Here is a 24,684-nt window from a genome sequence, read left to right as displayed (position 1 = left end):
ACGGGGGACGAAAGAACTGTCAACGAATTATCATACATAACTGCCTAGATGAGGAAAAATCGATTTATCGTTGGTATAAAGCCATTACAGAATCTCTTCATTACATTCTATGTCTAATGTGTCAATTATATTTCAGGGAACTCAGTCTCTAGTCGTAGGCATAATAGAGCGAGGTTTTTCGTATTTCCTCGATCTCTATTTTTCGCTTGCTTAAGATTCCGTTACAGAGTTCAAGTAATATTACGATTTGATGACAAAAATCAAGTCAATTTAAAAAGCCTATTTGCGTTTTCTGTTGTGTAGCGCGCGATTTCCTCATATTTCATTTCTTTTAATTCTGCCACCTTTTCGGCAACAATCTTGACGTAACTTGGCTCATTTCTTTTACCGCGATTTGGATGCGGAGCAAGATATGGTGCATCAGTTTCGATTAAAATCTTGTCTAGAGGCACTGATTCCGCTGCAATTTTTGGTAATTTTGCATTTTTAAAAGTAATTGTTCCTCCAAATGAGATGTAGAAGTTCATAGCAAGGCATGCTTCCATTACTTCAACGGTTTCACCAAAACAATGCATAATCCCACCGACTTCGCTAGCTTTTTCTTCCTGCAAAATGCGCACAACATCTTCGGTTGCTTCTCGATTATGAATCACAATCGGCAACCTTACCTCTTTTGCTAGTCTAATTTGCTGACGAAAGACTTCAAACTGAGTTTCTTTTGGCGACGTATCCCAATGATAATCGAGCCCCATCTCTCCCAATGCGATAACTTTCGGATTTTTTGATAGTTCGCGCAACCACTCTAGTTTTTCTTCTGTAAAAGTGATAGCGTCTGTTGGGTGCCAACCGACAATGAGGTAAATAAAATCATATTTATCGGCAAGCTTCAGTGCACGATTGATTGTTTCTTCGTTAAAACCGACAACCGCCATTCGCGAAACATCATTTTCCTTGGCACGAACGATAACTTCTTCTAGATCCTCGTTAAATGCATCATCATTCAAGTGGACATGTGTGTCAAAAAGCATTTTTACCCCTCATTTCTTTATTTTAAATTAGTTTAATGTCGACTTTCTTCTATATAATAGCATAATTTATTTTTTGTTTCAGGATTGTTCACTATTACTATAGAAGAAAGTCGTTTTTTAGATAAAAGTAAAGATGGATTTCCGTTAGAAACCCACCTTACTTCGTTTATTTTACTTTTGCACCATTTGGTAGAACGCTGCTCGCTTCGATTATTTGTAATTTGCCATCTTTCTCGCCAGATAGGATCATACCTTCGCTCATCAGACCGCGTAGTTTTACAGGTTTTAAATTCGACACAACGATGACCTTTTTGCCGATGAGTTCTTCTGGTGCGTAGAATTCTGCAATACCCGATAGGACTTGACGTAATTTCCCTTCACCTAGATCCAATTGGAAACAGAGTAGTTTATCTGCTTTTTTGACTTTCTCTACTTGCTTGACTTCTCCAACGCGTAAATCGATTTTGTCAAAGTCTTCAATGCCAATTTCAGGCGTTTCAAGCGCTTCAACAGTTGGTTCTTCTGCTACTGGAATCGGGGTTGTTGCTTTCATTTGTTCTTGAATGTAGGCGACTTCTTCCGCTGCATCTAATCGTGGAAAGATCGGCGTTCCTTTCGCGACTACTTTTGTACCTGCTGGAATTTTACCGTATCCTGTGATTGATGCCCAGTCTTTTAGCGATTCTTCTGTAATTCCTAATTGCGTGAAAATGCCTTCTGGACATTGCGTTAAGAATGGCTTTAACATAACAGCAATGATTCGTAAGTTCTCAGCTAGATGCGTCATCACACTCGCTAGTTCCGCGCGATTCGCTTCTTCTTTTGCTAATACCCACGGAGCAGTTTCGTCGATGTATTTGTTCGTACGGCTTACAAACGTCCATAATTGAGAAAGCACCACCGAAAATTGCATTGTTTCCATATTTGTTTCATATTCTTTCAAAACATTATCTTTGAAAATCTCTAATTCGCCATCAAAAGATGTTACATTACCTTGATAAGCAGGAATTTCACCATCAAAGTACTTATTTATCATCGCAACCGTTCGATTTAATAGATTACCTAAATCATTCGCTAAATCGTAGTTCACGCGATCCACGAAATCTTCTGGCGTGAATAAACCGTCTGAACCAAATGGAACTTCGCGAAGTAAGTAGTACCGCAGTGCATCCAAACCGTAACGATCAATCAGCATGTACGGATCGACAACATTTCCTTTAGATTTCGACATTTTTCCGTCTTTCATCAAAATCCAACCGTGACCAAAAATCTTCTTCGGTAGTGGTAAATCGAGCGCCATTAAAATAATTGGCCAGTAAATCGTGTGGAAGCGAACAATTTCTTTTCCGATAATATGAACGTCTGCCGGCCAGTATTTATTAAAATTAGCCTCATCATCTGAACCGTAGCCAAGTGCAGTTATGTAATTAGAAAGTGCATCAATCCATACATAAACAACATGTTTCGCGTCACCAGGAACCTTAATTCCCCAATCAAAAGTAGTTCTAGAAACCGCTAAATCTTCCAAGCCCGGCTTGATAAAATTATTTATCATCTCGTTTTTGCGTGATTCTGGTAGGATGAATTCAGGATTGTCATTGTAATAAGCTAGTAAGCGATCGGCATATTTGCTCATTCGGAAGAAATACGATTCCTCTTTTACGAGCTCAACTTCATTGCCACTTGGTGCTTTTCCGCCAATAACTTTGCCATTTTCATCGCGATACACTTCTTCCAGTTGCGTCTCCGTGAAATATTCTTCATCCGAAACTGAATACCAGCCTTCATATTGACCAAGATAAATATCTCCTTGATCCAGTAGTTTTTGGAAAATCTTCGCGACACCCTCTTTATGGCGCGGTTCTGTCGTCCGAATAAAATCTGTGTTTGTAATCTCAAGTTTCTTCCACAAATCTTGGAATCCAGCCGCGATATCATCTACGTAGCTTTGCGGTGAAATATTTTGTTCCTCTGCTTTTTGCTGAATTTTTTGACCGTGCTCGTCCGTGCCTGTCAAATAGAAGACATCAAATCCTTGCAAGCGCTTGTATCGCGCCATCGCATCTCCTGCAACTGTCGTATACGCGTGCCCAATATGAGCTTTTCCACTTGGATAATAAATCGGAGTCGTAATATAAAATGTATTATTCTCTTTTGGCAACCTAATCCTCTCCTATTCCTCCACCGAAAAATCATTTTTTCCGGTGTTAAATTCACAATTACCTTTTATTATATCATTTTCTGCTCAAAACAAAATACCGCAAGCTATAAAAATAAAAAAAGACAGCGTAGAGTAACCTTCCACACCGCCATATTTCCTTATTTTGTTAGACCAATCATAAATCCACCAGCACCAACAAGTATAATCCCGATAATAACTAAGATCAGTTCGCGTTTTGTCTTTTTCTCACCTAACAATAAAATCCCGCCTAGCGTTGAAATTACAACGCCCATTTGCGATAGCGAAAAACTGATTGCCACACCGATAACCGTGTTGGAGATAAGTAACGCCAAGTTTCCGATACTCCAAATAACACCTGGGATAATGCTAAGCCATGTTTCTTTTAAAAAGAAAGTTTTGCGATCTTTAAAGGAAAACGCAACCGCCGCAAAAACCATCCCAACTGCTTGTGGTAGAATTGCTTCCCAGCCGCTAATGTTAAATGCTTTTAGAATAACAACATACGCCACATAGCCCAACGAAGAAATAATTAACGCTACCATTCCTTGCTTCATATTGTTTCCCTTTGATTTGTGCTGCTGATAGGACGTCAAAGAAATTCCAACGATAATAAACACCAATGCTGAGAATCCAAGTACTAACTTCGCTGTGGTTCCCCATTCTTGGAAAACAAAAACACCGAACAACGAAGTTCCAACCAATTGCATCCCTGTCGATAGTGGCATCGCTTTGGAAACACCGATATGAGTAAACGCTCGAAATTGATTCAGTTGACCTACTGTCCAAAAAATCCCTGATACAAAACTCACTAACAAAATTGTTCCCGTAAATTGCGGTGTTGAATAAAAATACATCCCAATCGCAAAAATGAATGCTCCAAATGTAACTCCTAATGTTTGCTGATAAGGTTTTCCTCCAATTTTTGAAACAACAAGTGGCATTATCCCCCACATCACCGCTGGAATTAACGCAACCAATAAATCCATCCAAAAAAACTCCTTTCAAATCTGCGAAAATGTATAATTTATCTAAAGAAAAAAAATTGGCAATTGTAGAACATTTTATCTACAAATAGCGCTCCAACTAGGTTTATACCCTTTTTTAAAGAGAATAACCTTTTTTTTTGTATTTATTGATATTTTCATCTAGCTTTTCTAGGAAATTCTTGGTATTATAGATGTTAGACTACAGAAGTTAGGAGGTAAGAACATGAAATCTACAGGTATGGTAAGAAAAATTGACGAGCTAGGACGTATTGTAATCCCAGTTGAAATTCGTCGTAACCTAGGCGTTGCTGTTAAAGATGCTTTAGAAATTTACATCAATGAAGATGAAATTATCCTAAAGAAATATACAGCTAGCAACCTTTGTGACATCACTGGTGAATTTTCCGATCAAAACAAACAAGTTGTTGATGGTAAATTAACACTTAGCCGTGATGGTGCTGAGAAATTAGTAGCTGACATCCGTCGTCAATTCGGCGATGATATCTAAGACTACAACTAAAGAAAGTATCCTATTTGAAAGCGTGCTAGCCTCAAATAGGATGCTTTTTTGTTTGGGCTCTTATGAAGCGTTCTTTGCTGAATTAGAGCCCAAATATAAGCGTGAACACAGTGAACGGTTAATCCTACTTATCTGTACTCGGCGACAGCGCTAGACTTGGGGGCAACAGTTCGGCCTAACTTCCCCGTATGATCAAGTATACGCCTTTCCCCTACTTTCAGCCACCACATACACGAGCATGCTCCGGCTTTGTTGGGGCTGTTCGAATAACATGAGTTACAGCCCCAATATGCATGAGAGCAAAGCGAACATGTAATCCACCAGTGACTGTTCGAATAACATGAGCTACAGTCCCAATATACATGAGAGCAAGCGAACATATAGTCCACCAATGACTGTTCCAATAAAAGGAGTTACAGTCCCAATACAAGCGTGAACACAGCAAACGGTTAATCCATTCTAAAAACCACAGAATACAAATACTTTCGCTCGATTTGTTTAAATCAAAATGTAGATTCTACATAAAAGAAAAAGATATAATTAATCTAATTTATTGTTCTATCACTACAAATGATGTCAGTTCTGAGATTTTGGCGTCTTTTTTGTTGCTCTTGAAGGTGAAGATATCGGAGAAGTAGACATGTTTGCCTTTTTTGTTGATAACGATTCCATGTGCAGAGCCTTCTTTGCCATGTGTTAGGAGGGATTGAATTTCAAGGGAGCTTATTTCTTGGAGATTGGCTTGCAATTCTTTAATGAATGCTTCGCGACCTTTGATTTGGAATTCTCCCGGTACGTTCCATACGAATGATTCTTCTAATACGTTTTCAAGTGCCACTCTTTCGCCTGATGCAGAGGCAACAAGATAATCTCGGATAATGCGTTTTTTAGGGGCGTTGTCACAATTAAAATCACAGAATACGGCAAAGTCCACACCATGTGTAGCGCTTTCTTTCATTACTTCTTTAAAATGTAAGCCGTGTCCTGCCATCGCTTCTTTCAAAATCCCGATTGATTTTGGTCCAATCCCGTGTACTTTTAAAAGTGTTTTTTCATCATGCATTGCAATTTGTTCCAACGTTGTAATATCCAGTTGTTGTAGTGCATTTGTTGCTGGTTTGCCGATATTAGGTAGATTTGTCACTAGAATTCCTCCTTTTCTTGCTTTCATTATTATAGCAAGTACATCCATTCGAGAGCAAAATTTTGAGATTCCTCTTTTATAAGGTACAATGAAGTTTTCTGATGAATAAGACTACACTCATGTTTATCTTCTCGATAGTTTCGCTGTTCATTCCACTCGGTACTATTTTAGCGATTTGGACCTTGGTTTACAGTGTGCAATCAAAAAATTTGAGCACGAATCCATTGGTGAAGGCAACGTTTATTATCTCGATTATCAGTATTGTTCTGATTATTGTGCCAATAGTTTTGATTATCGTATTTTTATCGGTTAGTACGTAAAGGGACCAGCTCATGATGCGGAGCTGGTCTCTTTTTATAATTCATGGTATGCCTGATATACTTCGCGCTTCGGAAGCTGGCGGGTTTTCATGACTTGCTTAATAGCTTCTTTTGAGCTCATCGATCCTTCTGTCATGACTTTTTCAACATGCTCTTTGATTGATATTTTTGCCCACCATATTTCTTCATCTTCAATTGGTACGTCTGTATTTCCTTCCACTATAACGCAAAATTCACCGCGGATTTCGGTTTCTTTTGCCCACTCTAGCGCATCTTCCAACGTTCCTCGCAAAAATTCTTCATATTTCTTCGTCAACTCCCGGCATAATACGATTTTGCGGGTGCTGCCGAGTATTTTATTCATTGCTTTTAAAACATCTTTCAAACGGTGTGGTGATTCGTAGACAATCCACGTTTCTTCGCGACGGTTCAACTGAATCAATGCCCCCTCACGCTCTTTATTGCTCCGAGGTAAGAAACCGTAAAAGAAGAAGGGCTGTGGTGCAAGTCCTGATGCGATAAGAGCTGTTAGTGCTGCGTTTGCGCCTGGCAGTGGCACGACGGTAATTTCAGCTTCAATAGCAGCGCCTACAAGTTCATAACCTGGATCGGATATCGATGGCATTCCTGCGTCACTAACAACAGCAATCGTTCTTCCAGCCTGCAACTGCTCAATCAGCTCACTTTGGCGGGCTGTTTTATTATGTTCGTGATAGCTCACCATTTTTGTGTGGATGTCAAAATGGTTAAGTAACTTGATTGTGTTCCGTGTGTCTTCCGCTGCAATTAAATCTGCTTCTTCCAAAATTCGAATCGCGCGCATCGTCATGTCCTCTAGGTTACCAATTGGCGTTGGCACTAGATACAGTATGCCTTTTGCATCTGCTTTTTCGACAAAACTTTTTTGACTTTTCATCTCATATCGCCCTCCTTATTTTTTTGCAAATACTGTTCTTTATCTTTGCGTGCTAATTTTTTAAAGGCAGATTCGGCTTTGGTCGCTTCTGATCTCGTTTCGAAGCATTCAGAGTGGATGACTCTTACGGGGCGCCGATTTCGGGTGTATTTGCAACCAATTCCTGAGTTGTGCTCGGCTTCGCGGCGCGCCACATCAGTCGTATAACCGCCGTAATAGGTGCCGTCCTTGCATTCCAATACATAAAAATAATGCACGTCACTCTTTGCCATAAAGTAGCTCCCTCACTTGATTTGTGTACTCGCCATTCGCACGCTGAACAATGATTGGCGGTAAATATTTCACACCTGGTTTTGCGTCTTTTATCCCTTCGATGAGGATTGTGTTAGCTTCTCGTTCAACACGTGGATGGACAAATTGGATACGCTTAGGTTCAAGGCCGTATTCTCGCATGATATCAATGATTTCTAGCAATCGTTCAGGACGGTGAACAAAACTCGCCTTCCCACCCTGTTTTAGCAAATCTGCTGCAACTTGAATCGTATCCCGCAACGTACAATGTACCTCGTGACGCGCAATTCGCAAGTGCTCGTTCTCATTTTTGATGCTGGTCGATTTAAGCGCGAAATATGGCGGGTTACAGATCACGAAGCTATTTTTACCTTTCCCAAGAATCGGCACTACCTCGCGTAAATCTTGTTGCAAAATTTCAATCTGGTCCTCTAGCCCATTGTATTCGATGCTCCGTCGTGCCATGCTTACAAGCCGTTCTTGGATTTCCACGCCTAGAATTGGGACTTTTGTTCGCGAGCTAATCAAAAGAGGGATAATCCCATTCCCGCTACATAAATCGATGATGCGGCCGCCTTTTTGATATGGTATGTAGCTAAATCGTGCGAGTAATACGGCATCTAGAGAAAATGAGAACACAGATGGACTCTGGATAATCCGCAACCCTTCAGCTAATAAATGATCTAATCGTTCGTCTCCTACTAACATCCAAATCTCTCCTAAAAAATGAGTATGGGACATAAACCAAATAAATCGGCGACAAGCGCTCGCATTCAGGGGATTTGGCAGACTTCCGGTTCTCACATACAGTCGTATGCTCCGCTTCCGGCTTCCACCAAATCCCCTGAATACAAACGCTTTCGCTCGATTTGTGTCAAGCAAGATTCACATCCTACTCAAAAAAAAGGATTTGTGATATCTTGCTTGTTTTGCATGAAAATGAGTTTTGCCCCGTCCTCGCGTTTTACTTCTTATTCAATAACGACATGCAGAATAGACAGTCTTCGTCATTTCCGCGTGGGCTTCCAAAGTGTACATTACAAATATGAAAACCTTCTTTATACAGTTTGACTAAATTATCATATCCTTCGCCAACTTCAATCATTTGGCGCATCGCCTCTTTGCGAGCTGGAGCCATTGCGCCGAGCTCTTTGTCTGCGGGCACTGTACTCACGTGTTGCTTGCCATCTAACTCTTCTAAACGGCGACGCAAATGTTCATTTTCTAAGTTTAGACGGTTGTTTTCTTCAAGCATGTCACCTAAATTTTGCTTTAGATCACCAAGTTGTTGATACAGCTCGCCAATTTGTTCTTCCATATTGCTGACTGAGTCAAAAAGTGCTTTTTTATCCATATGGGCTCACCTCAGGACTTCGCGGGTTCTTTTGAAAAAGCATTGAAGGGACGTAATTCTTCTAATGCGTATTCAATGACCGCGTCTTGATCTGGTAGTCTGACTTGCATAATTCGGCCGAGTAGATTAATACCTACCACACGCGCCTTACCATCAGGCGTGACAACATGTTGGCCAACATCAGGCATTTCTTTCTTCGCCATTTCATATTCATCGTTCTCATATTTCAAGCAGCACATTAAACGACCACAAAGTCCAGAAATCTTCGTCGGATTGAGCGATAGGTTCTGGTCTTTGGCCATCTTGATAGAAACAGGTTCAAAATCACCTAAAAAAGTCGAACAGCAGAGCATCCGGCCACATGGACCAATTCCACCAAGTAATTTCGCTTCATCACGCACACCTATTTGGCGTAATTCGATTCGCGTGCGAAAAACTGATGCCAGATCTTTCACGAGTTCACGGAAATCAACACGCCCTTCTGCGGTAAAGTAAAAGATGATTTTGTTGCGATCGAATGTATAATCAACGTCAACTAGATTCATATCAATCTTATGTTCATGAATTTTTTCGTCACACAGTAAAAAAGCTCGCTGACATGATGCTGCATTTTCTTCAACACATTTATAATCCGCATCTGTTGCTACACGCAATACTCTTTTTAGAGGCATAACAACATCCTCTTCATCGACTTCGCGTGGTGCTATAATTGCTTTTCCGAACTCAATTCCTTGTGCATTTTCGACGATGACACCTTGGCCTTCAACAATGTTCAGTTTCTCAGGCGAAAAATAATATATTTTACCGGCTTCCTTAAAACGAACGCCTACAATTTTCGGCAATTGGATTACCTCCCTTGAATTTTCAGTACGAGTTGCTCCATCAGTAGTTGGGTGTTCATGTTAGAATCAAGTCTTCGCTTGGCTCCAAGGATAATTTCCATTTCGGCGGTTGTATCTGTGAGTGACTTCCGCAATGTATCCTGCTTTAATATTGATGCTTGTTCCGTGCAGATTGGAGAATAATTGTCATTTAGCGACAGATGCAAGCGGTCACGATATAGTAACAGCAACAACTCGAGTCCTAAATGTAATTGTGTCTTATCTTTAAAAACAGGCATCCATGCTTCTTGGACTAGCAAAATGGGATCGACACCTTGATGATGCAATCCTTCATATAGCTTCACAGTCACATTGCGAGCGTCAGCAAACCATTCATCTTCATTCCAAATGATGGCTTGTTCTGCGTTTCCAGCGACACTAGCCAAAACACGGGCCTTCTGTTCTGAAACGCCCTGTACTAACAAATCGTTGACAAATGCTTTAAACGGCAAAGCACGAAAGCTCACTGGTTGTAGCCGCGATTGAATAGTCGGTAAGATTTGTTGTGGACTGGCAGTCAGAAATAAAATTAACATTCCGCCATCTGGTTCTTCTATAAATTTAAGCAAAGAATTGGCAGATTGAACCGTCATTTTATCCGCATTATCGATAATCAAAACTTTACAATCCGACTCCATACCGCGCTTAGACAGTTCCTGCTTCAATTCCCGTACTTGATCAATTTTGATACTGTTGCCATCTGGCTCTAGCCAATGAACGTCAGGGTGATTATCGTTTTCGATTCGAAGACAATTATTGCACATGCCGCAAGCCAACTCGTCGTCGCTTTTTTCTAAGCAAAAGCGAGTTTGGGAAAGCCATTTAGCGATGCGTCTCTTACCAGTGCCACGCGCGCCTTCCAGCAAATAACCATGCGCCAATCGATCTGTTAGAATGCTTTTGATGAACAGTTGCATCGCGATTGGTTGCATCACGAGCAGATCAGCTTGTCGTCCCACGAAAAACCCCTCCAATCATTTCTATACATTATAACATGACAGGCATAGTTATGGCGCAGATTTTGCCAAAAAAATTGCTTTAAAATTCTTCGCCACGCATGATTGCTAGAACGCGCGTGTTTGGCAAGTAACGCTTTATTTCTCGTAATTTGGCATACGTATCTAAGTCATTCGTGTATTCTGCAAGTTGCATCGCGACCGCGCTACTTCTACTCACGCCAGCATTGCAATGCACAACGATTTGGCTTATATCCTCAAACTGATCAACGAAATCATGAATAATCGCTGCATGTTTCTTATTAAAAAGGAGCATTTCATCTGATTCTTTCTTGCTTAGTCCCCAATAATCATCTTCTTCATTGATATCATTGAACTGAATCTCCAAAATCCCTTGGTACTTACCAGAATCATTTATTTTTGCAAATGTTTTATTTTTATCGGCAATACGAATCATAATTGGCGTTTTTCCAATTGGATTAAAAGAGGTCGCGATTACCTCAGGCAAGGCTATGATGGGCAATGTATACGGATCAAAGTCTATTTGGCGACGTTTCTCGTTAATATAATTAGCCACTATTCTCACTCTCCTAGTTTCGGCAACTTTTCCTATACCTTTTATTCTAGCATTTATCGTGGCAATTCCCTACCGTTACCCCTTTATATTTGCACTTTTCTTCACATTGTTCGAAATAAACAAACCATTTCAAAAGTTTATGTAAAATGTCTAAGGAAATACGTTTGTCGGCATGCTATATTTAAATTTATAAAGAGAACGTTTTCATACAACTAATTAAATTAAGCGCTTTCTTTCACAAACTTATTTTGGTTTCAGGCTTATTTTTTAAGCTTATCATAATAAAAAGGAGGATAAGTAGTATGGTTCAGGTGGACAATGCGCAACTAGAGAAATATCGGTCTCGCGGGTATAGCGATGACTTACTGCCTAAGACAGAGAACAAACGGACATGGGGTACGTTTAACTATTTCACATTGTGGATGGGTTCTGTACATAACGTTCCTAACTATGTAGCAGTCGGAGGATTCCTGATACTCGGATTGTCAACGGTTAGTATCATGGCAGCTATTATTGTAAGCGCCTTTATTATTGCCGCGGTCATGGTTTTAAACGGCGCAGCTGGATCGAAATATGGTGTGCCTTTTGCGATGATTTTACGGGCTTCTTACGGTGTTCGTGGCGCTTTATTTCCGGGGATTTTAAGAGGATGTGTGGCTGCGATTATGTGGTTCGGCTTGCAGTGCTATGCAGGATCACTCGCTTTCTTAATTTTAATCGGAAAAATTTGGCCAGGATTTTTGGAGATTGGCGGGGGAACTAGTATTTTAGGGATTACGATTCCCGGTTTGATTGCCTTCTTGCTTTTTTGGGCTGTTAATGTCGCGATTGGATTCGGTGGAGGCGGTGTGCTAAATAAATTTACCGCGATTCTTAATCCTTGTATTTACATCGTGTTTGGCGGAATGGCTATTTGGGCGATTTATTTGGCGGGATTCGGTAATATTGTAAATTATGTACCGGCGAACGTTCAAACTGGTGGGAATTCGATTTTCCTATTTCTAGTCGTGATTAATGCTGTTGTCGCGGTTTGGGCGGCTCCTGCTGTCAGTGCCTCAGACTTCACGCAAAACGCAAAGAATTTCAAATCACAAGCAACTGGCCAAACGTTCGGTCTTGCAGTCGCTTATATTTTATTTGCCATAGCTAGTGTTTGCATCTTAGCAGGTGCGAGTATTCATTACGGTACGGAAACTTGGAATGTACTCGATATTGTACAGAAATGGGATAGCTTATTTGCATCCATTTTTGCAGTCTTGGTTATCTTGATGACAACGATCTCAACAAATGCAACTGGGAATATTATTCCAGCAGGCTATCAGATTGCTGCTATTTTCCCGAAGAAATTAACGTATAAGCACGGCGTAATGATTGCAAGTATTATTAGTGTTCTAATTTGTCCGTGGAAATTGATGGAGAATCAGGCGAGTATCTACTTATTCCTTGATATTATCGGAGGAATTCTTGGTCCAGTTATTGGTGTGATGTTAGCGCATTACTTCATTATTATGCGTCGCCAAATCAATTTGGACAGCCTCTACACAGAACCCGGCCAATTCTCTTATTACAAAAATGGGTTTAATTCGCTAGCATTCGTGGTGACAATCGTTGCTGTAGTTGTATCACTGAGTGGTAAGTTTATACCAGTTCTGGAGCCAGTTTCCAGACTTTCATGGTTCGTCGGTGTGCTCGTGGCTTTCGGTGCTTATGCCCTATTTGCCTCCCTTCACCGCAAGAAGAATCCATCGTTTTATGATGACAATACAGAAATTCATATTAAAAAAATAGGAGTTGAAGGAAATGAGTTATGATTTAATTATCAAAAATGGAAAAGTGATTTTAGACACGGAAGCGGTAATTACAGATGTCGCGGTAACAAACGGAAAAATCGTTGCGATTGGTGCTGATTTAGGCGATGCAAAAGAGGTCATCGATGCAAGCGGGCTAATTGTTTCCCCAGGCATGGTTGACGCGCACGTTCATATTTCTGAACCCGGCCGTACCCAATGGGAAGGCTATGAAACAGGCACAAAGGCGGCCGCAAAAGGTGGCGTAACGTCATTTATCGAAATGCCACTAAACCAATTGCCGGCAACGATTGACCGCGAATCTCTAAACCTGAAATTTGATGCTGCAAAAGGGAAACTTAGCGTCGATGTAGCGCTTTTTGGTGGACTTGTTCCGCATAACTTAGATCGTCTAAATGAACTAAATGAAGATGGCGTTGCTGCTTATAAGTGTTTTCTAGCAACGTGTGGCTTCGATGGTGTAGATAATGATTTCCGCAACGTAGACGATTATTCATTCTTCGCCGGCATGCAAAAAATCGCTAAAATGGATAAAATTCTGGCTATCCATGCTGAAAATGCGTTAATTTGCGATGAGCTGGGTAAAGTCGCACAAGCAGAAGGTAAAACATCAGCAAAAGATTATGTCGCATCACGCCCTGTGTTCACAGAAGTAGAAGCCGTTCGTCGCGCTATCTACCTTGCTAAAATCGCTGGTTGTCAAATTCATATTTGCCACTTAAGCACTCCAGAAGGCGTAGAAGAAGTCACTCGCGCACGTAATGAAGGGCAAAAAGTGACATGCGAATCGTGTACGCATTATTTCGCAATTGACGAAGAGCAATTCGAAACGATTGGTACAACTGCGAAATGTGCGCCGCCACTACGTGATAAAGCAAATCAAGAACGTCTTTGGGAGAAGCTTTTCGCAGGAGAAATTGATTTCGTTACTTCGGATCACTCGCCTTGTCCACCAGACATGAAAATCGGAAATGCGTTCACTGCTTGGGGTGGCATTTCTGGACTACAAAATAACGTTGATATCATGTTCGATGAAGCTGTTCAAAAGCGTGGCATGGAGCTAACACAGTTCGCGAAACTGATTGCGTCGAATCCAGCTGATCTTTACAAGTTAACGAACAAAGGCCATATCGCGATTGGCAAAGACGCTGATTTCGCATTAATCCAACCGAATGCGCCGTATACGCTGGTTGCTGAGGACTTGGAATATCGTCACAAAGTCAGCCCTTACATTGGTCGTACAATTGGTGCACAAGTCGTAGCAACGATTCTTCGCGGCTCAGTGATTTTCGACAAAGAAAACGGTGTGCGTGATACACATGAAGGTTCGTTCGTACTTCAAAACGCAAAAGAAACCGTTCAATAAAGTATTTCTAGGCAGGTTCTGTGTCTTTTCGCAGAGCCTGTTTTATTTTTGCTTCGTTGCTGGTATACTTAATAGTAATTATGATTTATTGGAGGCCAAATATGAGCGTAACGACGCAGTTTCGAAAAGGCGCACTGGATATGTGTGTACTTTACATTTTGCAGACGGATGATTTTTATGGCTACGACTTGACGCAACAAATAAAAAAACATATACCAATCACGGAAAGTACGCTTTATCCACTTTTGCGCCGGCTTGTGAAGGATGGGTATTGCGCGACGTATACGGTGGAATCGCCGTCTGGGCCACAACGGAAATATTATCATATTACACATCAAGGTCGGATTTTTTTGAAGGAAACGTTGCAAGAATGGGATGCATTCACGGCAAGCATCGCGGCATTAAGAAAGGAGATAAATCCACATGAACAGAATTGATTTTTTTGAAACATTACAGCACGGTCTCCGTTCTTTGCCTGCGGATGAGCGTGATAGCATTATCAAGGATTTGGATGAACATATTGCGGTAAGTTTGGAAAATGGAGTTTCGGAGGCGGAAGCGATTGCATTGTTAGGCCATCCGAGTGATATTATTGAGCAGTATGTGCATGGCGATGTTGTGGAGCCTAAGCGGGAGCAAGCGCCAATTATTCAGAAGCCTGCGCCTGTTCGAGCGGAAGAGCCTACTCAAAAGCGAATATCCACATTTAAAATCGTGCTAATCGCAGGCATGTGCTTTATCATTTTGATGATACTCCTGGATGCATTGGATTAAAAAATAGAAACGTGGACTGATTACCTGAAAAAATCAATCTACGTTTCTATTTTTTGTTATTCTTTGATCTTCACTGTTCTGAAAACGTTTGGCACGAGCGCTTTCTTCTTCTAATTTTTGTTGGACAAATGCAAGAAAAGCATCCGTATCTTGATTTGCCAAATAACTCATATACTCCGCTCGCTCCTCTGCACGTATGGTAAGTGGTGGAAAATCATTTTCAAGTAGCGCATAGTTCATGAGCATTCGCACCGTCCTACCGTTTCCATCGCTAAATGGATGAATTCGTTCAAAAGCAAGATGACTCTCCACGATAGCTCGCAATTTCTCATCTGATGAATCCTGCGCTAGCCGATAATTAAGATTATCTACCCATTGTTGCATTAAAATTGGCGTTTCTGCTGGGCTAGTCGTTTGAAAATCAGCTCCTAAAATGGCATTCTCACCAGTTTTGAATTCACCTCTATCGTACTGTAGTTTGTCAGTGAGATTAGCGTGAATGGCTTTTATTAATGATATGCTGATTGGTGCCGACTCTTCTAATTGCTCCAACATATACTCAAAGGTCTGCTCATGGTTCTTAATTTCATATATTTCGCGCAGGTCGTAGCCGCTTCCTGTTACTTTGTTATGAATAATAATTGATACCGTATCCGCCAAAGAAATCGTATTACCTTCTATCGCGCTAGAGTGATGGGCTAATCGGACCAGTACATCTTGTAAATACTCATTTGACAGTGTTCTCCTCATGATTGGGTTCAACCTCCTATACTTTCACTCAATTATAACGGTTTGCGCTACCAAAGTAAAAATCCCCACTCTCTCAAGCAGGGATTTGTCTTCGTATTTAATTCTCACTATAAAATTTCAACGCGGCTTGTGCTGCTTCGCCTTTTGCGATTTTGCCGCCGTGGAATGTGATCGAGGCTTCTAGCGCATTCAATGTATGCAGAACGTTCTCTTTACGACTGCTAAAGCCCATGTTCCCGATTCGCCAAATCTTGCCGGCAAGAGAGCCGAATGAGCTCGCAATTTCGACGCCGTAATGGTGAAGTAATGTTGAGCGAACCGCTTCCCCATCAAGACCTTCTGGGATATTAACACACGTTACGGTTGGCATTTTGCTAGACATATCACCGAACAGTGTCAAGCCCATAGCGTTCAAACCAGTCATCATCGCTTTTTCATGCTTACGATGACGAGCAAATCGATTCTCTAGGCCTTCCTCGTGCACGATTCGTAAACCTTCACGTAAAGCGTAAATCATCGACGTCATTTCTGTATGGTGATTAATATGTTTAGGACCCCAGTATTGCTGAATTTGGCTGAGATCTAAGTAATTACTCGAAATGAAGCGGTCATTTCGAACATCTTTTGTTAAGCCTAATTCAATTTGGTAACGGGACGAAAGGATTTTTTCGACTTTTGCATTGTAGGTTAATGGTGCCATTCCAGTTGGAACGCTGAGACATTTCTGTGTTCCTGCAACAGCGATATCAACACCCCAAGCATCTGTTTGAAAGTCTGCTCCCGTGAATGTTGCTACTGCATCGACCATAAATAAGACATCATTTTCTTTACAGAATAAACCAATCTCCTTCAAATCTTGCATTTGGCCTGTGGACGTTTCGCCGTGAACCATGATAAGCATTTTCGGATTAAAGGCTTTAATCTCATCAATAACTGTTTTAGGGTCAAAAATAGTACCCCATTCTTGCTCAACGATTTTAACTTGCGCGCCAGCACGCTGGGCAAGCTCTGCCATTAAAAATCCAAAACGGCCAAATGATGGTACGAGTACTTTATCACCTGGTTCAATAATGCCGCAAACGGCTGCTTCGAGTCCTGCGCGCGCTGTTCCATCAACTGCTAGCGCCCATTCGTTTTCAGTTTGGAACGGCATTTTTAAAAGGTCGGTTACGTCGTTCATCATTGCGAAGAATTCTGGATCATATTGTCCTAGAATTGGTGTGCTCATTGCTCTTAATACACGCGGTTCGGCTTCAACTGGGCCGGGAGTCATGATTGTCCGAATCGATGCTTGTAGTTCTTTTACCATATTATGTTCCTCCTCCGTTATAAAAAAAGAGCGGTTGGCCGTTTATGTATATTCATTCACAACATTACTTGGGAATTCATCATACACTCTCCATTGACCGACCGCCACAATAGCTATGTTTCTGTCTTTATTTTAAGATAATTCTAAACTGGAAACATTGGTTAATTAGCACGAAAAGACGGAGGCGTTTTGTACATAGTAGACAGTATTTTCTAACGACAAATAGGATCAATATATAGTACAATTGAGGAGATACAGCATGCTTTGGTTTGTACGATGCTTGTTGGCTTGCCAATGAAAGGAGTTTTTCTATGACAACGATGTCCGAACTGCTACTAACGCCAAGGTTTTCTAATATAGAAGTAATTAATGCAGAGGCTAATTTGGAAAATACAGTGGATACGATTGAAATTTCGGAAACGCCTGATATTGTTGCCTACCTACCTAAAAACACTTTTTTGCTCACGACTGCTATGGCTTTTCAGAATGATCCGGAAGCACTTTGTAAATTGATTGAAGATTTGCATCGTTTGCCAGCCGCGGGGCTAGGGATTAAGCTGGGCCGCTTTATTGATAAATTAGACCCCATGGTGATTGAGACGGCGAATCGCTTAGGTTTTCCGATTTTGCGAATTCCACTTACGGTAACGCTGGGCACGATTTCGCACCAGCTGTTGTCTTATATTTGGGATCATCAGACGGAAAAGTTTCATTATGCGATTGATATTCAGCAAAAATTTTCAAAAATGATGATTAAGGGCGCGTCGCTTCAGTCACTGATTCAGAATCTAGGCGGAATTTTGAAGCGACCAGTAGTTTTGATTAATCCCTTTTTAGAGGTTGTGGCGAGTACACAACATTTTAAACAGACGAGCTATGCCAGAACACTGGATGATATTCAGGAGAAGTTGAAAAAGACACCGGAGCTTACAAGTGAAATGACGTTTTTACTGGAAGATGATACGCTGTTGATTTCGGTGTTTCCAGTGAAAGTGACGACGTACTATCCTTATTTTCTGGTGATTTTGAAGGCGGATCAAATTCCGTACCCCTTCTCACAGCTCGCGATTGAACAAGCAAATACGATTATCTCATTTACGATTTATAAAAATCAGAAGTTGGCGGAAGGTAACAGAACATTACGTGGAAAATTTTTCACGAAATTGTTGCAAAAGGGAGATGATGACGCGGAGTACACCCGAAATTTATTAGATTATGGGAAAGGTTACGGGTTGTTACCCTCAGATTATTATCGGTGTTTGGTAGCTGGAATCGATGAAAGTTCTATGGCTTTGAAAAACCTGACATTACAAGAAGAAATTTACTCATTAACATATGAATGGTTGGAGCGAGAATTGCATCGAAATTTTGAGAATGCGTTAATATTTCCACATCCGACAGAGGATAAGTTTATCATCTTATTGCAACAACAGGAGGCAGAGTTGAAAGCAAGATTAGTTGCAATTCAAACAGCGCTTGATCGATTGTTCCCGATTTCTATTTCTTTTGCAGCAGGGAATGAAGTGTATGAGACTGCTTCCATTCATTATTCTTACATGGAGGCTGTGGATACATACCGGCAAAGTGAGAAGGACCACTATCATTCGTTTGTGCATTTTTATGAGTCGAAAGGTATTATGGAGTTGATGCAGTTTATTCCGGTGGAGCAGATTCAGCATTTTTGTTTGTTTACGTTGAAGACACTGGCCTACCCGCAAAATGAGATGCATCAGGAGTTACGGCGGACATTGCAAGTGTATCTGAGTTGTCAATGTGAGATTACGGAGACGGCGAAGCAGCTTTATATTCATCGGAATACAGTGAAATATCGAATTGCGAAATGTACGTCATTGTTAGATCATCCGATTACGCATGCGGATTTTTCTTTAAAACTACGGTTAGCGTTGCTGTTGTCGGATAAAAAAGGTTGAGCAGATGCTTTCTGCTCAACCTTTTTCCTATTTAATTTAAAATTGTTGAAACTGATCAACTGGCATTACAAACACCGTTGCACCACCGACTTGAACTTCTATCGGGTATGGCACATAAGTATCTACCGTCACACCAAGTGATGCTGCAGGACTCATAATTTGCTCACGAGCTTTGCAGTTATTTTTAATGATTTCAAGTGCGGTATCTACTTGTTTGTCCTCTACACCTATGATAAAGGTTGTATTTCCTGCTTTTAGAAAGCCACCTGTTGATGCTAATTTTGTGGCACGGAAATTGGCATCCGTTAGAGCGTCGGATAGGCGGTTGCTATCTTGATCTTGAACAATCGCAAAAATAAGTTTCATCATTTTCCATCCCCTTATAGAGTTTTTCTTTATTATACCAGAATTCCCTAGAAAACTTTACTAATAAAACCTCGTGTGCTGTGCGTCTAACTGACGTATGTAACAAACGATGTCAGCCTAGTCGCGCTTGGATTCGCTCAAAAATATCTGTCACGATTTCATCAATTGTTCTTGTCGCATCAATAATTTCAATCCGCTCTGGAAACATGTCGCGTACGGTTTCATAGCCTACTTGAACCTTATTGTGGAATGTCACGTCTTCCATGTCAAGACGGTTGACTTCCCGGCCTTTATTGGCAGCGATTCGCGCCAAGCCAACATCTGCTGGAACGTCTAAATAATACGTTACATCTGGCATCGTTGTTTCTACAGCAAATTGATTAATTTTCAAAACTTCATCAATCCCAATATCGCGTCCAACACCTTGATAAGCAAGTGAACTATCAATAAAACGATCACACAAAACTAGCTTCCCTTCTTTGAGCGCTGGGCGAATGAGTTCTACGACGTGTTGGCGTCTCGCACCAGCAATCAGCAAGGCTTCGGTTTTTGCATCCATCCTACTATCAAGATCATTCAGGAAAATCTCGCGTACAACATCGGAAATTTTGCTACCTCCGGGTTCTCTCGTTTTGATAAATTGGATTCCAGCTTCTTCTAATCGTTCTGCTAAGCGTGCACCGACCGTTGTTTTTCCTGATCCATCTGGACCTTCTAGTGTGATAAAAATACCGTTCATTTTTGTTACCATCCTTATTCATTTTCTTAATCATAAGCATAACATGAACTGACGCAAAACGCTTATATTTATATGAAAATAGAGGCAAGAAATCTAAATATGATTCCTTACCTCTATTAATTAAATGCTTAGTCGTGTTTGCGTCGTCTTTGTAGCAGTGCTCCAATCAGGATGAATGCTGATCCGAGAAGTGCATACAGCATATTAGATGTATCGCCAGTTTTAGGTAGTGCTTTTTTGATGCTTGGTTGTTTTACTTCTGGTTGCTTTGGTTCTGGTTGCGCTGGTACTGGCTGCGGTGCAATAACTTGAAGGTTTACTATTATTGTTGTTGTTTTGTTATTGCTATTTGTCACGCTGTACGTAACTGGGTAATTGCCCGCTTTTGTCAGGTCTGTTTGGCTCGCGTCATAAGTGATTTTATCTGTGATATCACCATCAACGGTATCTTGTGCATGTGCCTTTTCTAACCACCCAACGTTATCTTCTGTCACGCCTTGCATAACAATCAAATTTTCCGCTTCAAGAATCGCCATTTCCGCCGTCACATCGATTTGGGCAGTTTGGACAGTTGTTTTGCCATTACTGTTTGTCACGGTGTAGTAAATCGGATATACGCCTTCTTTATTGAATTCTACATTGGAATAGTCAACGGTTACATCAGAGCTCAGGTCACCATCTACTTTATCAGTTGCAAAAACATCTGCGAGCCAATCGATATCATCCGCTTTTGTTCCTGCCAAAATAGATTTATTGACCGCCGCGATAACTGGATTTTCAGCTGTGACTTGAAGGTTAATCGTAACGCTAGTTTCTTTGTCATTACTATTTTTCACGGTGTATGTGACTGGATAATTACCTTCTTTGTTAAAATCTACGCTACTGTAATCAACGGATACGAGTTGCGAAATGTCGCCGTCTACTTTATCAGTTGCCACAATGTTCTGGAACCATGGATAGTCTTCGCTTGTTGAGCCTGCCAGAACGCTGATATCGCTAGCTTCGATAACTGGATTTTCAGCAGTTACTTGTACATTTACTGTTTGTGTTGTTGTTTTATTATTACTGTTTGTAACGCTATACGTGGCTGGATAATTACCCTCTTTATTAAAGTCCACAGCGCTGTAATCTATTTTGATCTCGTCATTGATGTTCCCATCTGCTTTGTCCTCAGCCGTCACGTTATTGAACCATGTAGTGTCTTCGGCTTTTGTTCCTGCAATTATTGCCAGGTTGTTTGCGTGAAGGACAGGATTCTCAGCAGTTACGAGTACATTGATTGTTGCAGTTGTCATTTTGCCATTACTATTTGTCACACTGTATGTGGCTGGATAACTGCCTTCTTTTTTGAAGTTCACATTGTCGTAATTCACTGTGATATCAGCACTGATGTCTCCATCTGCCAAATCCTCAGCGGAAACTCCACGATACCACGGAATATCTAATGCATCGGTTCCTGCAATAACATCCAGATCTGTTGCTTCTAAAATTGGATTCTTAGCGGTTACTTGTACGTTTACTGTGGTTGTAGAGGTTTTTCCGTTGCTGTTAGTTACAGTGTATGTGATTGGGTAGCTACCTTCTTTCTTAAACTGCACTTTTGAGTAATCAACGGTCACATCTTTGGTGATATCTCCATCTGCTTTATCAAGAGCCGTTACGCTTTCGTACCACAGAGTATCCTCGGCTTTTGTTCCTGCAAGAATATCTAGATTGCTCGCTTGCAAGGCTGGTTTCTCAGCGGTTACCGTGATATTGACTGTTTTTGTTGTTGTTTTATTGTTGCTGTTTTTGATACTGTAAATAACCGGATAACTGCCTTCTTTTTTGAAGTTGACTGCGCTGTAATCGACACTGATATTTGCACTAATGTCACCGTCTACGCGATCTTCAGCTGATGTGTTTTGATACCAAGCAATTTCATTAGCGTTTATTCCTGCAATTGTTGTTAGATTTGTCGCTTGAAGCACTGGATTTTCAGCAGTGATACTCATGTTGACTGTTTTGCTCGTCGTTTTCTTATTGCTGTTCGTTACAGTATATACGACTGGATAATTACCTTCTTTGCTAAAATTGACTTGGCTGTAATCTACTTTTACATCCGTGCTAATATCTCCATCTGCTTTGTCGGACGCCAAAACACCTTGGTGCCAAGCGATGTCTGTTGATTTTGTGCCAGCTAGTGCATCTAGGTTTGTAGCTTGTATCGTTGGTGCATCTGCTGTGATTGTGATTGTAACTGTGACAGAGCTTGTTTTATTATTACTGTTTGTCACGGTGTATACAACTGGATAAGTGCCTTCTTTGTTAAAATTAACAGCACTATAATCAGCGGTTACAGCTGTGCTTAGATTTCCGTCTGCTTTGTCTGTTGCATTGACATCTTGATACCATGAAACTTCATCTGCTTTTGTTCCAGCTTGAAGTTGCATATCAACGGCTTGAATGATTGGTAAATCTGCTGTGACAGTTACTTGAACTGTTTTTGTTGTAGTCTTATTATTTGTATTTGTTACAGTATATGTGACTGGATATTGTCCTTCTTTGTTGAAGTTCACTTTACTATAATCAACTGTCAAATTCGTACTAATATCGCCATCCGCTTTATCTGTAGCAGATGTATTTTGATACCATGGAACGTCTGTTGCTTTTGTTCCTGCGATAACACTGATATCTTGCGCTGTGATAACTGGTAAATCTGCTGTGACGTGGGCTGTTATGGTTTTTGTCAAAAATTTATTATTACTATTTTTAACGCTGTAAACAACTGGATAGTCGCCTTCCTTATTGAAATTAACTGCACTATAATCAACAGTAAGGTCGTTACTCAAATCACCATCCACTTTATCTGTTGCACTGACGCCTGTATACCATGAAATTGCGCTGGCATCAGTTCCTGCGATGATATCAAGATCGTTCGCTTCAATAACTGGGGCATCAGCTGAAATCGTCATAGTCACAATTTTATTCGCTGTTTTATTTTTGCTATTTGTAATCGAATAAGTGACTGGATATTCCCCTTCTTTGTTGAAGTTCACTGCACTATAGTCAACGCTAATATTCTTCGTGACATCACCATCTACTTCATCCAACGCCGATACAGTGTTTAGCCAATTAAAATCTGTTGCTTTGGAACCTGCTATTGCATGAAGATCACTAGCTTGTAAAACTGGCGCATCAAAAATTCTGATTTTAGCAGTAGCTTCTTCACTTGTTAAAGTCAGTGCTTCCAGTTCTGTTTGTGAATTTGCTGGAATTTCCAAATACTTATTCTTCAGATAAGATTGATAATCGGCATCTTCTTTTAGATCTGCCGTTACCCTCAATACATAACTACTTGTATAAAAATTAGGGTTTTTAAGCGCGGCTGCTGTCGCTGTTGCCGTTACTGTATTAGTAGCCTGATCGATAGTAATGTTAAATAATGATGTTGCATCTTGCCCCGAAATATCTGTAATTTTGGCCGTTTTTATATCCAAAATATTCTTTAATGTATTCTTAATTACCAACTTTTTCTCTAAGTCCTCTGTGTCGCGATAAGGTACTTCTTGAATTGTCGTGTACTCTACTTGATTGTCCTCAAGATTAGAGGTTGCCTCATCTGCAATGAATTGTGGTTTTGGAACCTCGATAGGTACAAGTGACTTACCGATATATCCCATAACGCTAGTTCCAGTAGCTCGTGGTGCCATGACAATGTGATCTGTCGGCCCATATATGAAGGATCCCCAGCTTTCCTTAATTGTTTCATCGGTTGCAACACCAGCAGATGTGATGGAAGTCGATGTATCATCGTCACTATAGTTCAGCGTACTTTTTTCCATAACATAAATATTTTTCAATTGGCTTTCTTTAAAAATTTTCAAACTTTCTGCATTATCTATATCTGTATAAGTGAAAAATCCAGATACATTGATAGGCTGCTTGGTTTCGTGGTCTAAGTACTGAATTTTAATAATTGGATCAGATGTTGTTCCTGTGTTAGTGAACCTAAGGAAATTATTTGACGTGTGCCCCACTGTAATTGGTGACGTTAATTCAAGTGGGATTAGTCGAAGGTCGACCCATCTAGAATTATAAATACCCACTTTTGTTGCCTCCATGTAGGTATTTTCCACACCCTTAGTCACATTACTTGGTTGAAAAATAATATCATTCGCTGGTAGTGCCTTTGTTGTACCGCCAACTACATAACTCACTTGAGTATCCGATGTAAATCTCGGGAAAAAGGAGTATTCGTTCGGAATGAAAAGTAATGGGTCTTTCTTAGTTGGAACCTTGATGGAATATGGACTATCAATAAGTTTACCACTAATAGCTAGTCTACTCTCTAAACCTGTGCTTGTGTTTTCGATGGCCTGTGCTTGATTAGGTGATACTAATGAACTTATCCCTAGACAAAAATCAATGACAGGGACTGCAACTTTATTCATGTTTTGTTTTCCTCTTTTCTTTAAATGTCTTTAGGTTACTTATTAAGTTTCCT

23 protein-coding genes are annotated in these 24,684 nt (G+C 40.6%); 7 read left to right on the top strand and 16 right to left on the bottom strand.

Annotated elements, in window-relative coordinates; translation table 11 throughout:
* Positions 1-260: 260 nt before the first annotated feature.
* From R8925_RS02820 to R8925_RS02810, 3 genes are all read right to left on the bottom strand, one after another.
* On the bottom strand, positions 261-1,028 hold the full coding sequence (locus R8925_RS02820) for a TatD family hydrolase (protein WP_430534409.1): 768 nt from the start codon (positions 1,026-1,028) through the stop codon (positions 261-263).
* Positions 1,029-1,194: 166 nt separating this feature from the next.
* Positions 1,195-3,189, bottom strand: a complete 1,995-nt coding sequence (gene metG / locus R8925_RS02815) for a methionine--tRNA ligase (RefSeq protein ID WP_430534408.1) — start codon at positions 3,187-3,189, stop codon at positions 1,195-1,197.
* Between the two features lie 158 nt (positions 3,190-3,347).
* Entirely contained in the window at positions 3,348-4,196 is an 849-nt protein-coding gene (locus tag R8925_RS02810) for a GRP family sugar transporter (RefSeq protein WP_430534407.1), read from the bottom strand.
* A 223-nt stretch (positions 4,197-4,419) separates the two neighbouring features.
* Between R8925_RS02810 and R8925_RS02805 the strand changes: the two genes are divergently transcribed.
* On the top strand, positions 4,420-4,704 hold the full coding sequence (locus tag R8925_RS02805; protein WP_036060638.1) for an AbrB/MazE/SpoVT family DNA-binding domain-containing protein: 285 nt from the start codon (positions 4,420-4,422) through the stop codon (positions 4,702-4,704).
* A 562-nt stretch (positions 4,705-5,266) separates the two neighbouring features.
* Here the strand turns inward: R8925_RS02805 and R8925_RS02800 are convergent.
* Positions 5,267-5,860 (bottom strand): DNA-binding protein, encoded by a 594-nt coding sequence (locus R8925_RS02800; protein WP_430534406.1) that lies wholly within the window; start codon positions 5,858-5,860, stop codon positions 5,267-5,269.
* Between the two features lie 101 nt (positions 5,861-5,961).
* Here R8925_RS02800 and R8925_RS02795 point away from each other — a divergent pair, with 101 nt between their 5' ends.
* Positions 5,962-6,180, top strand: coding sequence for a hypothetical protein (locus R8925_RS02795; RefSeq protein WP_430534405.1), 219 nt, complete (start codon positions 5,962-5,964; stop codon positions 6,178-6,180).
* 34 nt (positions 6,181-6,214) lie between these two features.
* Here the strand turns inward: R8925_RS02795 and rsmI are convergent, their stop codons facing one another.
* From rsmI to R8925_RS02760, 7 genes are all read right to left on the bottom strand, one after another.
* Positions 6,215-7,096 (bottom strand): 16S rRNA (cytidine(1402)-2'-O)-methyltransferase, encoded by an 882-nt coding sequence (gene rsmI / locus R8925_RS02790; RefSeq protein ID WP_430534404.1) that lies wholly within the window; start codon positions 7,094-7,096, stop codon positions 6,215-6,217.
* Positions 7,093-7,368, bottom strand: coding sequence for a GIY-YIG nuclease family protein (locus R8925_RS02785; RefSeq protein ID WP_430534403.1), 276 nt, complete (start codon positions 7,366-7,368; stop codon positions 7,093-7,095). Before R8925_RS02785 ends, rsmI begins: the two co-directional genes overlap by 4 nt.
* Positions 7,355-8,095 (bottom strand): tRNA1(Val) (adenine(37)-N6)-methyltransferase, encoded by a 741-nt coding sequence (locus R8925_RS02780; protein ID WP_430534402.1) that lies wholly within the window; start codon positions 8,093-8,095, stop codon positions 7,355-7,357. The genes R8925_RS02785 and R8925_RS02780 overlap by 14 nt, the downstream gene beginning before the upstream one ends.
* Positions 8,096-8,351: 256 nt before the next feature.
* The gene (gene yabA, locus R8925_RS02775) at positions 8,352-8,741 is read right to left on the bottom strand and encodes a DNA replication initiation control protein YabA (RefSeq protein WP_430534401.1); all 390 of its coding nucleotides are present in this window, start codon (positions 8,739-8,741) and stop codon (positions 8,352-8,354) included.
* An 11-nt stretch (positions 8,742-8,752) separates the two neighbouring features.
* Positions 8,753-9,583 carry a PSP1 domain-containing protein gene (locus tag R8925_RS02770; RefSeq protein WP_430534400.1) on the bottom strand — a complete coding sequence of 277 codons (831 nt, stop codon included), beginning with the start codon at positions 9,581-9,583 and terminating at the stop codon, positions 8,753-8,755.
* A gap of 5 nt (positions 9,584-9,588) precedes the next feature.
* Positions 9,589-10,581: a DNA polymerase III subunit delta' gene (holB, locus tag R8925_RS02765; protein WP_430534399.1), complete on the bottom strand. Its 993-nt coding sequence runs from the start codon at positions 10,579-10,581 to the stop codon at positions 9,589-9,591.
* Positions 10,582-10,660: 79 nt separating this feature from the next.
* Complete coding sequence (locus tag R8925_RS02760; RefSeq protein WP_430534398.1) at positions 10,661-11,155, bottom strand: hypothetical protein; 495 nt, start codon at positions 11,153-11,155, stop codon at positions 10,661-10,663.
* A 302-nt stretch (positions 11,156-11,457) separates the two neighbouring features.
* Between R8925_RS02760 and R8925_RS02755 the strand changes: the two genes are divergently transcribed.
* From R8925_RS02755 to R8925_RS02740, 4 genes are all read left to right on the top strand, one after another.
* On the top strand, positions 11,458-12,966 hold the full coding sequence (locus tag R8925_RS02755) for an allantoin transporter (protein ID WP_430534397.1): 1,509 nt from the start codon (positions 11,458-11,460) through the stop codon (positions 12,964-12,966).
* The gene (gene allB / locus R8925_RS02750; protein ID WP_430534396.1) at positions 12,956-14,329 is read left to right on the top strand and encodes an allantoinase AllB; all 1,374 of its coding nucleotides are present in this window, start codon (positions 12,956-12,958) and stop codon (positions 14,327-14,329) included. The genes R8925_RS02755 and allB overlap by 11 nt, the downstream gene beginning before the upstream one ends.
* A gap of 101 nt (positions 14,330-14,430) precedes the next feature.
* A complete protein-coding gene (locus tag R8925_RS02745; protein ID WP_430534395.1) occupies positions 14,431-14,766 on the top strand; it encodes a PadR family transcriptional regulator in 336 nt (111 codons plus the stop codon).
* On the top strand, positions 14,753-15,103 hold the full coding sequence (locus R8925_RS02740; protein WP_430534394.1) for a DUF1700 domain-containing protein: 351 nt from the start codon (positions 14,753-14,755) through the stop codon (positions 15,101-15,103). The genes R8925_RS02745 and R8925_RS02740 overlap by 14 nt, the downstream gene beginning before the upstream one ends.
* A gap of 33 nt (positions 15,104-15,136) precedes the next feature.
* On the opposite strand, the gene R8925_RS02735 is transcribed toward R8925_RS02740, so the two are convergent.
* The gene (locus R8925_RS02735; protein ID WP_430534393.1) at positions 15,137-15,853 is read right to left on the bottom strand and encodes a Fic family protein; all 717 of its coding nucleotides are present in this window, start codon (positions 15,851-15,853) and stop codon (positions 15,137-15,139) included.
* 97 nt (positions 15,854-15,950) lie between these two features.
* Positions 15,951-17,162 carry a pyridoxal-phosphate-dependent aminotransferase family protein gene (locus R8925_RS02730; protein ID WP_430534392.1) on the bottom strand — a complete coding sequence of 404 codons (1,212 nt, stop codon included), beginning with the start codon at positions 17,160-17,162 and terminating at the stop codon, positions 15,951-15,953.
* Between the two features lie 311 nt (positions 17,163-17,473).
* Here R8925_RS02730 and R8925_RS02725 point away from each other — a divergent pair, with 311 nt between their 5' ends.
* Positions 17,474-19,093, top strand: coding sequence for a PucR family transcriptional regulator (locus tag R8925_RS02725; RefSeq protein WP_430534391.1), 1,620 nt, complete (start codon positions 17,474-17,476; stop codon positions 19,091-19,093).
* A gap of 36 nt (positions 19,094-19,129) precedes the next feature.
* On the opposite strand, the gene R8925_RS02720 is transcribed toward R8925_RS02725, so the two are convergent.
* The 3 genes from R8925_RS02720 to R8925_RS02710 form a co-directional block, all read right to left on the bottom strand.
* Positions 19,130-19,459, bottom strand: coding sequence for a cyclic-di-AMP receptor (locus R8925_RS02720; RefSeq protein ID WP_036074151.1), 330 nt, complete (start codon positions 19,457-19,459; stop codon positions 19,130-19,132).
* A gap of 112 nt (positions 19,460-19,571) precedes the next feature.
* Positions 19,572-20,198 (bottom strand): dTMP kinase, encoded by a 627-nt coding sequence (tmk, locus tag R8925_RS02715; RefSeq protein WP_430534390.1) that lies wholly within the window; start codon positions 20,196-20,198, stop codon positions 19,572-19,574.
* A gap of 128 nt (positions 20,199-20,326) precedes the next feature.
* Complete coding sequence (locus R8925_RS02710; RefSeq protein WP_430534389.1) at positions 20,327-24,631, bottom strand: LPXTG cell wall anchor domain-containing protein; 4,305 nt, start codon at positions 24,629-24,631, stop codon at positions 20,327-20,329.
* Positions 24,632-24,684 lie beyond the last annotated feature (53 nt).

Source organism: Listeria rocourtiae subsp. hofi (assembly GCF_963575615.1).
Lineage (GTDB): Bacteria > Bacillota > Bacilli > Lactobacillales > Listeriaceae > Listeria_A > Listeria_A hofi.
Note: the sequence above shows the minus strand (reverse complement) of the source record. Positions and strands in the feature narration are given on the sequence as shown.